The organism is Listeria cossartiae subsp. cayugensis (genome assembly GCF_014229095.1).
GTDB classification, from domain to species: Bacteria; Bacillota; Bacilli; order Lactobacillales; family Listeriaceae; genus Listeria; species Listeria cayugensis.
In genome coordinates this window covers 240,518-252,604 of sequence record NZ_JAARZC010000001.1, presented here as the reverse complement: position 1 = coordinate 252,604, position 12,087 = coordinate 240,518, and the positions used below count along the sequence as shown (strand labels likewise).

The following is a 12,087-nucleotide window of genomic DNA, read 5'->3' as shown; positions in this document are numbered from 1 at the left end:
CATAGACCCAACTATAGCATGGATAATTTTTTCTGTAAAGCGTTATTTTGTAAACTCTAGCCAAGTAGAGGCAATTGCTTCATGTCCTGCTTTGGTCGGATGCACCCCGTCCTCAGCTAAAAAGGTCGGCCCATGTTTGATAGCGAGGGCGTTCATTAGCCCATCAAGCGGAATAAGTGTTGCGCCAAATTCTACCGCAAGTTCGCGCACAGCTCCAATTTTTGGATCCAAATCGCCGCGCCACTCTTTTCGGTCTTCCGGATAAGGTAATACAAACGGCTCCATCAAAACAAGTTCCGCATTTGTTTCTTCTTTAATCCGGCTCAAAATCACGCGATATACTTCCTTAAACGCCGTCACCGAAGTATCTTCCCATCTGCTAAAACTAAACCACGTATCATTTATCCCAATCATAATCGTAACTACATCTGGTTGAAATGAAATTGCATCCGCCTCAATACGACGATGCAAATCCGCCACCCGGTTCGCACTAACGCCACGATTTATAACCGTTACATCTTCTTTCTCAAGCTGTTCTGCAATCATTTTCACATAACCATGTCCTAATTCGCGGTCATTTTCAAAATCGCGCCCTGCATCTGTCACACTATCACCTAAAAAAAGCAACTTCTTCATTTAGTTCCGTCTCCTTTAAAATTCCTGATGCCTTATTATAACAAAAAAACCTTAAACTTAGACGATTAATCTAAATTTAAGGTTTTTCAAACTTCCTTAAAATTGTTTATGCAGTAAATCAAGCACATGGCGTAACTCATTAACATCAATTTGACCAGGTGCGGATGCTTTTTTTGCAGCGCCGAATGTCATTGCGGAGCCAAATACTTCTCCAGCAAGACGGCTAATGACACCAGTTCCCGCCATCGACATCGTAATGATTGGTTGGCTCGCTTTTTCAGATACGGTATTTGTTGCATCTAATAAAGTTAGTACGTCCGCAGCAGATTTTGGCATCACGGCGATTTTCGGAAGGTCCGCGCCAAGTGCTTCCATGCGGGTTAAACGAGAAACGATTTCTTCTTTCGCAGGTGTTTTATCAAAATCATGGTTCGACATCACTACTTTTACATTGTTCTTGTGAGCTGTTTCAATTAAGCGTAAAACATCTGCTTCTTCATTGAAAAGTTCCACGTCAACTAAATCAATTTTGCCAGTGCCAGCTAGTGTTTCATTTAATTCAAAATAAAATTCGTCACTAACAGCTAATTCGCCACCCTCTTTTGCACTGCGGAAAGTGAATAAAATCGGTGTTTCTGGTAAAATTGCGCGAATTTCGCCAAGTGCAGCTTCCACTTTAGCTAAATCTTTCACGTCTTCATAAAAGTCAACGCGCCATTCGACAACGTCCAAATCAATTGTTTGTAACATTTCCGCTTCTTCTTTAAGAGCAGCAACCGTTTTACCGACCATTGGTACACAAATTTTTGGCGCACCTTCACCAAACGTAACATTCTTTACGACTACTTTATTCATGTATAATTCTCCTCATTCGATATTATGTTTTAAGATTAGCGATAACCTTGTTCTTTTGCAAGTTTTTAAAATAGGATTTCTTTAATGTAATCTACTGGCATTTCTTTGTGTGTCCAAATTTCGAAAGCTTTCGCACCTTGCCAAAGCATCATGCCTAAGCCGTTAAGTGTTTGGCAGCCTTGTTCTTCAGCGATTTCAAGCAATCTTGTTTTGGTTGGTTTGTAGACAACATCCGAAACGATTAATTCTGGACGAAGCATATCCGCACTTGGTAAAAGTGTTTCGCCTTCGAAAGGTTTCATCCCAACGCCAGTCGCATTCGTGAAAATAACACTTTCTGCGATTTCTTTACGCAATTGATTGTGGTCTTCGATATCAAATAATTGTGCTTTACAATCTGTTTTCGAGTTGATTTTTTCAACTGTTTTTTCTGCATTCGCGTAAAAATCGTCTTTTCTGTTGAAAATCGAGATTTCTTTCACGCCGTCAAGAGCAGCTTGGATGCAGATAGCTGTCGCCGCACCACCAGCGCCACAAATCGTCATTTTTTTGCCGATAATGTCATGTCCAGCTTCTTTTAAGGCACGCATGTAGCCCGTTCCGTCTGTAATGTGGCCAGTTAACACACCGTCATCATTAACAACCGTATTGACCGCGCCAACAAGTTCAGCGGCTGGAGAAAGTTTATCTAAGTATTTATGAATGTTTGTTTTGTTTGGCATGGAAACGTTCCAGCCGCGTAAGTTCATTGCGCGAAATCCTTGTACAACGTCTTTCAGTTCTTTGTCCCCAACTTCAAAAGCAAGGTATACATAATCAAGCCCCAATTTTGCAAAAGCTTCGTTATGCATGGTTGGTGATAAACTGTGTCTGATTGGAGTGGCGATTAAACCGATTAATTCTGTGTGTCCTGTAATTCTTTCCGTGATTTTGCTTGTCATAATAACATCGTTCCTTTCCAAATTAAGGTTTATTTGTGAAAATGTGAACTTATATAAAGAGCGAATGTGGCAAAGCGGAGTCCGCCTTGCCAGTTCGGATTACAAAGAGCCAATTTTTTCTAATGTAGTTAAAATATTTCTTCCTTCGCGAACGCCTTCCAAGATTTTTCTTGTTGCAGCGCTGTCGCCAATATTTACGATTTCAATTTGTTTTTCTTTTCCGTATGCCGCAAGTTCTTCCATAAGTGGGCGTTCTGGTCGCATTCCTAGGCAGACAAAGCCGTAATCAAATGGAATCTCGGCGTCTACTCCGTCGTGCTTCACTTTGAAATGATCCGCTGCTACTTCGGTTAATGCAGTTTCTGTTTGGACATCAACTTTGTTTTTCTCGATAATGTCCATCATGGAAAGACGTGTAATCATATCTAAGTCTTTTCCAAGAAGTGGCATCATTTCTACAATTGTAACATCCGAGCCACGTTCTGAGAAGTACTCGACAACATCAAGTCCAACTGCACCACCGCCGATAACTGCAACTTTTTTGTTACTAAATTCGGTAAAGTCATCGATATTCGAAATAAGTCCAAAAATCGAATGAACCTTACTGCCTTCTTTGTCAATCACGTCATGCAAACCTTTAATCGGTGGAAGTAATGGTTTGGATCCTGTGGCATTGACTACCACATCAGGATTAAATGTATCAATAAGCGCAGTATCAGCTTTAGTGCCTGTAATAACTTTTAAATTGGTTAATTTTTCTGCTCGGTTCGCTAAATAATTAGGGAAATCGGCAATTCTGCTTTTGTCTGGAAGGTTGGCAATTGCTCGTGCCAAGCCACCAGTTTGTTCATTTGCTTCAATTAGCGTTGTGTTACAGCCAACTTCGGCCGCCGTACAAGCTGCTTCAAGTCCTGCTGTTCCGCCGCCAATTACGACAACATTGGTAGGACGAGTTACTTTTGTTTCTTTGTATTTATCTTCATGAATAATATCTGGATTCACCGTACAGCGAATTGGTTTCGACTTCGAAATCCGGTGATCCGCACACCCGATATTACAAGAAATACATTTTCGAAGCATGTCTTCTTGGCCAGTTGCCACTTTGTTCACCCAGTTAGGCTCAGCGATTAAGCCACGTCCCATCGCAAGTAAGTCCGCATATCCTTCTGACAAAATTTTCTCTGCCGCTTTTGGACTACGGATGTTCCCCGAAGTAATCGTTGGTTTGTTAAATTTATCTTTCACCGCTTTTGCAAGGTAGCTTCTCCAGCCATCTTCCAAGTTCATTTGGTCAATTTGCAAGTATAAATTATCGTTAATTGCCGCTGACACATTCAAAATATCCGCTTCTTCTTGGCAATAATCTAGCAGTTCCAAAATGTCTTCTAAATGGTTGCCGCCTTCCGTAAATTCATCTGCACTAAAACGCAGCACGATTGGGAAAAATGGACCGACTTCTGCGCGCACCTTTTCCAAAATTAGTTTGACGATACGGGCACGATTTTCAGGCGTTCCACCAAATTCGTCTGTCCGTTTATTGTAAAGTGGCGATAAGAATTGGCATAGCAAGTACGAGTGTCCGCCGTGAATTTCGACTGCATCGAAGCCGGCTTGTTGGGCGCGTCTCGCTGCATCGCCGTATTTATTGACGATTTCATAAATTTCTTCGACAGTAAGCGGACGAGGCACAGTGCCGCCTTTTTTAGATGGAATATCTGACGAGGAAACTGGTTGAAGTCCGTTCAAACGTGCTGGATAAGCAGATGCACCGGCATGGTTGATTTGGATGGACACACAAGTTCCATGTTTATGAAGACGTTCTGTTAATTTGTAAAATCCAGGAATGTATTGGTCATTATCGATTCGAAGTTGCGTTGTTCCGTTTGTACCATAAGGAAAATCTACACAAGCGTTTTCAATAGTGATTAGACCTGTTCCACCTTTTGCGCGTTGTTCGTAGTAATTCATATGTTCTTCTAAAAATTCGCCATTTAATCCAGCTAGGTTTGTCCCCATTGGCGGCATTATCACACGGTTTTTAATGGTCATTCGTTTTACAGTTAATGGTTCAAAAATACTCGGATAATCTGTCATAATAAGCCTCCTGCGACTATAATTTCAGCAAATGATTTGTTACATTATTCACGTTCAATAATGCACAATCTTATTTCTCTTTCATTATAAGTCAGGAATAATTATTAATCTAATGTATATTTTTCGATTTATCCATAGATTTTTTCTATACAATCGCTTACAATAGAGTTACCAAGGCATTCCGAGGAGGTTAACCGATGAACTTGCGTCAACTATACTATTTTAAAAAATTAGCCGAACGAGAGCATTACACAATTGCCGCTGCCGAGCTATCTATTACCCAGCCTAGCCTAAGCCACTCTATCGCCGAACTTGAGCGCGAACTTGGCGTCTATTTATTTGAAAAACAAGGCCGCAACATCCGTTTAACAAAATACGGTCGCTTTTATTTAACTTATGTTGAAAAATCCCTCGCCGAACTAGAAAAAGGTGAAAAACTTTTACACGAATTAACGAGCCCATCGCACGGAAATATTGATTTAGGCTTTATTTACACCATGGGCGCGCACACGGTTCCCGAACTCGTCCAAAATTTCACCAAAGTAGAAAGCCATAAAGACATCACATTTTCCTTTTTTCAAGGTGCCACTAAATCAATTATCCCTGATCTGAAAAATGAAAAATTCGACCTAGCGATTTGCTCCTACGTCGAAAATGAACCTGATATTGAGTTTTTACCATTAACGAAACAAGAGCTAGTCGTTGTCGTTTCTGAAAACCATCCACTTGCCAAATATGATTCGATTGATTTAAAAGACACCGCAGATTATTCGTATATTTTCTTTTCTGACACCAGTGGGCTGAGACCGCTCATCGATTCTCTTTTTGCTGAGATAAATATTCAACCTAAAATCGGCTGTTATGTAGAGGAAGATACCGCGATGGTCGGCCTTGTGAGCGTTGATTACGGTATTTCGATTATGCCAAAAATCTCGTCGTTATCACATTATAACGTCAAAGTATTATCCATCAACGAACCAAAACACGATCGTTTTATCTATCTAGCAAGTTTAAAAAACCACTACATTTCGCCAGCATCCAAGGCTTTTAAAGATTTCGCATTACGCTATGGTGAAAAACATTTCCTATAAAAAAGGAGCCAAATAGCTGGCTCCTTTTTCATTTAAAAGTAAATACTTCCCGCTTCGGCATCCGCATTAAATCGGTACAACTCGCCAACTTTTTCTAAATACGGTAAATACTCGATATTCTCCATAAATTCTACTTCATCCGGCAAAACACCTGGCTTCGTGCAACCATCCAACGTTTGGTAAAGTAGCTCTGCTGAGAAAGTTTCTGGCAAGAAATCGCGAATCGCCGTCGTCAGTAAAAATTCTTCTGTAATCGCGCTATATGCTTTTTTTAGCATATCTAAATGGTCAAAAGCAAGTGGCAATTCTAAAGCTTCTGTCATTGAAAAAAGCCCGATATCCGCCGCGTCATCCCCAGCCGCACGTTTCTCTAAAGCTTCTGGTGGCACAATCGCATAAAACGCCCGCGAAATAATCCAACCGCGCGGATCACGCCCCGGTTTATCAAATACCCCAAAAGGAATCAACGGAATATCTGTCAAACTTGTTTCTTCTTCTAGTTCACGCTCGGCAGCTTGGTCCGCAGATTCATTTTCATCCACAAATCCGCCCGGAACCGCCCATTTTCCGCCTTCCATATTTGGTTTTCCTTCTGCGTTTGTAAGGCTTCGTTTAATTAATAAAATATGTAATGTTGGTTTCCCGTTCAACTCTTTTACTGTAGTTAAAATCATATCGCTCGTATAGCCATCTGGTGTTCGAAACTCTTTTGCATTATAATTTTTCAGCGCATCTTCTTTGTTCACAAATTCTTCTGTCATGTCAAAATCAGACTCCTTTTTGTGTATTTAGCTCTTTCCATTATAGTATCACAAAAAAAAGAATTTGTTCCAATCGCTGGAACAAATCCTCTTATTTTTCGATAATTGTGCGACCTTTATAAGTGCCGTCTGGTGAGATGCGGTGTGACATACGGTATTCGCCTGTTTCACTATCGCGACTCAAACCTGGTGTTGTTAAGCCTTTATGCGTACGGCGCTTATTTTTCTTCGCTTTGGACGTACGTCTAGCTGGAACTGCCATCTTGCTCGCCTCCTTATTTCTTACACTTGTACCATTGTAACGCTAATCACACGAAACATCAATCTTACAAATCCGCTAAATCCTTCACCCATTCATTCAAAGGACGGCGCGGTTTTGCTTCAGGAACTTCGGCTAAGCTAGTTAAGTGCAAAGTTCCGACAATTTTTTGCTCAGCAGGGATACCTAAATCATCCGCAAACTTCGCATCAAAAATAAATCTATTTGACCGCCAAATCATCCCAATTCCCGCTTCCCAGCCAAGCAATTGGATATTTTGGATAAACGCACTAGTTGCCCCGATTGATTCGAAATCCTTTTTCCCGTGACCGATAATATTCGTCGTCACAATGAGTAAGTAAGGCGGCGTAATAATTTTCTTCGCATAGCCCGCTTTTAAATCCGCAATCTCTGCTTCAGAAAAAGTAACCCCTTGTTCGCGCTCATTAAATTCGATGATTTTCTCGATGTAACGCTCTTTTTCAGCAAGTGTGTGCAACACGTATACATTCCACGGTTCTACTTTGCTGTGAAAAGGCGCATAGGCAGCTTGCTCTAAAATCGTGTTCACCGTTTCTCTTGAAATTGGCGCGTCGTTCGCTTTTTTAATGCTGCGACGTTCCATAATTGTTTTTTCAATCATGTTTAATTCCCCCTTAAATGATAAACGTTATCATTTAGAGAATTATAGCATGATTGGATTGTGGGTTGCTAGTAAAGGGGCTTTTGGGGAAGAAAACCACTGTATTTATTTTCTCATCTGAAAACAAAAAAACAAGCCATCTACTTCTAAACGGCTTGTTCACTCACTTTTTTATTTTTCAACAATTACAGGATTTTGCACATGAACCACTTCAAAACGAGCAATCGCATTTCCTACAATACCTTTGCGATCTTCTCTTTGTTCTCTAGTGTCTTTTGTTCTGCCGTGTGCTTTTTTGAAGGAATCGCTTTTCACCCAATTGCGTTGGGCTTCTTCGCTTTCCCATTTGCTTGTTACGACTACTTCTTCATAGTCTTTGTCTTCTGGTTTGCTGTGCCATAGTTCGAAGCCTAGGAAACCTTCTACTTCTGCGATATCTTTTGTTGGGTGTCCGTCGCCATTTGCGCCTGTGAACTGACGGATAACGTGCTCTGCTGCGCCTTTTTCTACCTTAATCGTATTAGTTACAATAATCATTCTTAAATCCCCCTTGGATAATTGTATTGTATGTATAATAGGCTAGTTCCTTTCATTATATTGATAATGATTCTCAATGTCAATTTTAGGGAATGGGATTGGAGTGGGATTTAAAAAGAACAAAATTCACAATCAATGAAATTTGTTCTTTAGTTTGAATATCGTTTTGAACCAAGGAACTAAAAGTAAAGCACACATATATCCGATTACGTTTAAAATTAGATCATCTATATCCGAAACATTATTGGGGTATTGAAAAATCAAGTTTAGTAAACCTTGCGATAATTCAATGAAGAATGAAAGACATAGAGCTAAAATTAAATTTTTTAATACGGATATACTTCTGTTTATGTTCATATAAATGGCTAATGGCGCTAATAACAATAAGTTGCCAAAGAATTGAATCATAATATGATAATTTGTCATATGGCTAATATAGAAGCTTATTGACTTGAAAGGAATGACTTGCAAATACGCTTCAAAAGGAAATGTTTCTCTGATTGTATTTGAACTTACTATGTTAAATGGTAGCAGCACAACTTCTACCAATACAGCTAAATAAGCTACAAAAACAACATTGATTAAAGTCTCATTTTTATTAAATGGCGATTTAACAATAATTTTTTTAATACCAAAATATACTAACTCAAAAATACATATAACTATTAGTGTCAATGGGATTGAGATAGGAATGGTTGTCATTAAATAACCTCTGCTTTTCATGATGAATTTTTATTAGTCTTTTTCAACCACCGGAATCCAAACTTCGGAATAATAATCAGCGGCAGTTGTGTCACCTTCTGTGTAGACTTCTAGTTCTGGAGCGTTTCCATGGGTGTAGTTGCTTGTTTGGAACCATTCGCCGTAAATGTATTCCCACACTTTTTGGATTGCGTTGGGTAGTGGACCGACTGATTTGAAGATGGCCCATTTACTTGCTGGGATGGTTAGTTTTTCCATGTCTGCTGGTGGAGTGAGTTCGGATTCAATCGCGATATAATAGTCCATTTTGTCTCCGTTCATTTTGCAGACGCCTAAAATACCATCAATTGTTGCAAATTCAGCTAATTCGTTGATTCGTTCGGCATCGCCATTTGTGTTTGCTTCTTGCCAAAATTGACTGATTTTTTCTTTTTGCGCATCGTTTTCAACAGAAAAAGTTCGTTTTTTCCCCACAGCTGTAAAAGCATTTCGTTCGACAATTTCTACTTCCATGACCTTTGTCCTCCTTCAATTGCTTTCGGTACTTTAAGTATAAACAAAAACTATCCAATCTCCAAATGGAAACCAGATAGTTTGAATTATTATTCTTCCGCTGCTGCTTGTTTTTGTTTCATCCGTTCGCGCACGCCAACTCGTTTGATTTGTTTACTACGAAGTTGCCCACACGCAGCGTCGATGTCCGTCCCGTGTTCACGACGAATAACGCAATTAATGCCGTTTTTCTTAAGCGTATCATAGAAAGCAAGCACATCTTCTTTTGTGCTGCGTTCATAGTCGATATGCTCATCCACCGGGTTGTAAGGAATTAAGTTAACATAAGCTAAATGGCGATGTTCACCAAGAAGTGCCGCAAGTTCAAGCGCTTCTTTTTTATGGTCATTTACACCTTTTAACATAATGTATTCAAAAGTGATGCGGCGGTTAGTTTTGTTAACGTAATAATGGATCGCTTCCATCAATTTCTCAATTGAATATGTCTTGTTAATACGCATAATGCTCGTCCGCAGTTCATTGTTTGGCGCATGAAGGGAAATCGCTAAGTTTACTTGGAAATCCTCATTGGCAAAATCAATAATGCGCGGTGCTAGTCCACTTGTTGAAACAGTGATATGACGCGCGCCGATTGCCAAGCCCTTGTCGTGGTTAATCACACGCAAGAAGTCCATCACATTATCGTAATTATCAAACGGTTCCCCGATTCCCATTACAACCACGTGGCTCACGCGTTCTTCCAAGTTACGTCCATCCAAATAATGCTGTACATTCATAATTTGTTCCACAATTTCGCCAGCAGTTAAGTCGCGACTTTTTTTCAAAAGCCCACTCGCACAAAAAGTACAGCCGATATTACAGCCCACTTGGGTCGTTACACAAACCGACAAGCCATATTCTTGCTTCATCATCACGGTTTCAATTAAGTTCCCATCACTCAGCTTGAATAAATATTTCGTTGTGCCGTCTGCAGATTCTTGCACCACTTGTTCTTCTAAAGTGTTCATCACAAAATTGGCAGTCAATAGTTCAATTGTTTCTTTTGGTACGTTACTCATTTCTTCAAAAGTTTTGACACGTTTTCTATAAAGCCAGTCCCACACTTGTGTCGCGCGGAATTTCTTTTGACCGTGTGCCTCTAGCCATTCTGTTAAATTTGTCCATGTTAATCCATAAATGGAGCTTTTTTCCATTGTTCAGCCTCTTTTCAGGTCTTGTTTTCGTCTATAAAGATTATAGCTGTTTTATGGTTCACAAGCAATGCTATTTCGCAAATATCAGTCGTTTGTCCTGTCCGGCGCAAAAAAAGTAGCTATTCTGTCACAAATAGCTACTTTTTCACTTTATCTAAACATGGTTTGTGTTGCTTTCGCTAGCACTTTTGGATCACGATTATGTGGTGTTACTGGGCAGATTTTTTTGTCAATATCAAGTAATGTATATACGGCGATTCTTGCAGCGCGAACGGAATATTCTTCGGTGAAAACCATATCTTTCGGAATTTCCACAAATTGGCTAATCATCGCAAAGTTTGTACTACCTTCTGGAACAACGGCCGGACGATCGCTCATTGCCCGCGGTTCAAATTGCGCATCGATGTATGGCATGTAGCACGGAATTACATTGATAATATCCGCTTTAATTTCTTCAAAATCGTCTTGCCAGTTCAAATGACACATTAATTCATATAAAATTTCTTCCCCAGTACATTCTTTCATCGGTTTTTTCACGAAATCACCCACGCGGTCTGGATATAATCCGTAACCCCAGAAAATCGTAGTGTTCGCATCTTGCGCTTTAAAATGTGGTTGTGCAGCAACAACGGTACTCATTAACCAATTAGAATCTTTGAAAGTCATGAGCGCACCACTTCCCGGAATGTTCCCTGTGAAACGTTCGATGCGTTTTAATAATTTATCACCATGACAAGTGACGGTGAAACTTTGCCAGTTTGTTTCTTCTTCATGACCGAAGAATGGCTCTGGATTACCTAGATTTGGTTTCTTTTGCGCGACTTTATACCAAAGCTCACCAGAAATTGGTTTTTCTTCTGGTTTTGGTGCTGGCGTGTTCATATCGCCAAGAGTCGCACTATCCGTCATACAAGCATTCGTCATAATCACGTCATCATCCGGGCCAAGTTCGATAGTGGATCCATCCGATAAATGAAGTGCTGTCGCGGTAATTCCAGGCGCATCTTTGAAATCAATATCTTCCACCGTTTGATTAATTGTAAAATCAACATGGTGCTTATCTAAAAATGTTTTTAAAGGTAAAATCAAGCTTTCATATTGATTGAGCGGCGTTCTCGTTACCCCTTCTAGCGTATCAATCCGGCTAAATTCTAACATCATTCGGTTCATATAACGTCTAAATTCGAATAAACTGCTCCATTTTTGGAAAGCAAAAGTGGTTTGCCACATATACCAAAAATTCGTTTCGAAAAAGTGTTCATCAAACCAATCACGGATTGTTAAATTATCCAGTTTTTCTTCCGGAGTAGCGAGCAGTTTCGTCATCAACATCCGGTCATTATTATTAAATCCCATCGAATGTGCATCAAGGATATTACGATCTTTATCAACTAATCTCGCTTGCGCATGAGTTGGATGTAAATGGTCAAAGTTCAAAATCTCTTCCGTCACACTAAAGTTCGGCATATCAAGCGACGGAATACTTCTAAATAAATCCCAGAAATTTTCATAAGTTTCTTCATTTAACATCCGACCACCGCGACACACAAAGCCATGTTCCACGCTTCCGGCTCCATCATTACTTCCGCCTAAAATATGCATACCTTCAATAATATGAATATTTTTCCCATCAAAATTGGCATCCCGAATTAAATAAACAGCCCCCGCCAAACTAGCAATCCCGCCACCGACGAAATACACTTGTTTGTCACCATAATAGCGCGCCTTAATTGCTTCATCCACTGCCCGTTCTTTTTCAGCGGCCTTTTGCTCAGAAATTTTCTTTGCGGCAATACCTGTTCCAATTGCAGCCCCAGTTAGAGCGACTAGCGTACGTTTTTTATTTTTCATCACTATCTCCT

The 12,087-nt window shown here is 40.0% G+C and carries 13 protein-coding genes; 1 reads left to right on the top strand and 12 read right to left on the bottom strand.

The window, feature by feature from the left end; genetic code table 11:
* Window positions 1–42: 42 nt before the first annotated feature.
* From HCB49_RS01240 to HCB49_RS01225, 4 genes are all read right to left on the bottom strand, one after another.
* Window positions 43–636 (bottom strand): SGNH/GDSL hydrolase family protein, encoded by a 594-nt coding sequence (locus HCB49_RS01240; RefSeq protein ID WP_061394790.1) that lies wholly within the window; start codon window positions 634–636, stop codon window positions 43–45.
* A 96-nt stretch (window positions 637–732) separates the two neighbouring features.
* The gene (gene aroD, locus HCB49_RS01235; RefSeq protein WP_185603868.1) at window positions 733–1,491 is read right to left on the bottom strand and encodes a type I 3-dehydroquinate dehydratase; all 759 of its coding nucleotides are present in this window, start codon (window positions 1,489–1,491) and stop codon (window positions 733–735) included.
* A 65-nt stretch (window positions 1,492–1,556) separates the two neighbouring features.
* Window positions 1,557–2,432 carry a shikimate dehydrogenase gene (locus HCB49_RS01230; RefSeq protein ID WP_185603867.1) on the bottom strand — a complete coding sequence of 292 codons (876 nt, stop codon included), beginning with the start codon at window positions 2,430–2,432 and terminating at the stop codon, window positions 1,557–1,559.
* Between the two features lie 99 nt (window positions 2,433–2,531).
* Window positions 2,532–4,526 carry an NAD(P)/FAD-dependent oxidoreductase gene (locus HCB49_RS01225; protein ID WP_185603866.1) on the bottom strand — a complete coding sequence of 665 codons (1,995 nt, stop codon included), beginning with the start codon at window positions 4,524–4,526 and terminating at the stop codon, window positions 2,532–2,534.
* Window positions 4,527–4,723: 197 nt separating this feature from the next.
* Here HCB49_RS01225 and HCB49_RS01220 point away from each other — a divergent pair, with 197 nt between their 5' ends.
* On the top strand, window positions 4,724–5,617 hold the full coding sequence (locus HCB49_RS01220) for a LysR family transcriptional regulator (RefSeq protein ID WP_185480685.1): 894 nt from the start codon (window positions 4,724–4,726) through the stop codon (window positions 5,615–5,617).
* A gap of 32 nt (window positions 5,618–5,649) precedes the next feature.
* Here HCB49_RS01220 and HCB49_RS01215 read toward each other — a convergent pair whose 3' ends face one another.
* The 8 genes from HCB49_RS01215 to HCB49_RS01180 form a co-directional block, all read right to left on the bottom strand.
* Complete coding sequence (locus HCB49_RS01215; RefSeq protein ID WP_185603865.1) at window positions 5,650–6,378, bottom strand: NUDIX domain-containing protein; 729 nt, start codon at window positions 6,376–6,378, stop codon at window positions 5,650–5,652.
* Between the two features lie 91 nt (window positions 6,379–6,469).
* Window positions 6,470–6,640 carry a 50S ribosomal protein L32 gene (rpmF, locus tag HCB49_RS01210; RefSeq protein WP_003730546.1) on the bottom strand — a complete coding sequence of 57 codons (171 nt, stop codon included), beginning with the start codon at window positions 6,638–6,640 and terminating at the stop codon, window positions 6,470–6,472.
* Between the two features lie 64 nt (window positions 6,641–6,704).
* Window positions 6,705–7,280: a nitroreductase family protein gene (locus tag HCB49_RS01205; RefSeq protein WP_185603864.1), complete on the bottom strand. Its 576-nt coding sequence runs from the start codon at window positions 7,278–7,280 to the stop codon at window positions 6,705–6,707.
* A gap of 171 nt (window positions 7,281–7,451) precedes the next feature.
* Window positions 7,452–7,817: a heme oxygenase IsdG gene (gene isdG / locus HCB49_RS01200; protein ID WP_003721271.1), complete on the bottom strand. Its 366-nt coding sequence runs from the start codon at window positions 7,815–7,817 to the stop codon at window positions 7,452–7,454.
* 132 nt (window positions 7,818–7,949) lie between these two features.
* Window positions 7,950–8,519 (bottom strand): VanZ family protein, encoded by a 570-nt coding sequence (locus tag HCB49_RS01195; protein ID WP_070219938.1) that lies wholly within the window; start codon window positions 8,517–8,519, stop codon window positions 7,950–7,952.
* Window positions 8,520–8,552: 33 nt separating this feature from the next.
* Window positions 8,553–9,032 carry a GyrI-like domain-containing protein gene (locus HCB49_RS01190; RefSeq protein ID WP_069890714.1) on the bottom strand — a complete coding sequence of 160 codons (480 nt, stop codon included), beginning with the start codon at window positions 9,030–9,032 and terminating at the stop codon, window positions 8,553–8,555.
* A gap of 89 nt (window positions 9,033–9,121) precedes the next feature.
* The gene (rlmN, locus tag HCB49_RS01185) at window positions 9,122–10,225 is read right to left on the bottom strand and encodes a dual-specificity RNA methyltransferase RlmN (protein WP_003721269.1); all 1,104 of its coding nucleotides are present in this window, start codon (window positions 10,223–10,225) and stop codon (window positions 9,122–9,124) included.
* Window positions 10,226–10,375: 150 nt separating this feature from the next.
* Window positions 10,376–12,076 (bottom strand): oleate hydratase, encoded by a 1,701-nt coding sequence (locus tag HCB49_RS01180; protein ID WP_185603863.1) that lies wholly within the window; start codon window positions 12,074–12,076, stop codon window positions 10,376–10,378.
* Between the last annotated feature and the right edge of the window lie 11 nt (window positions 12,077–12,087).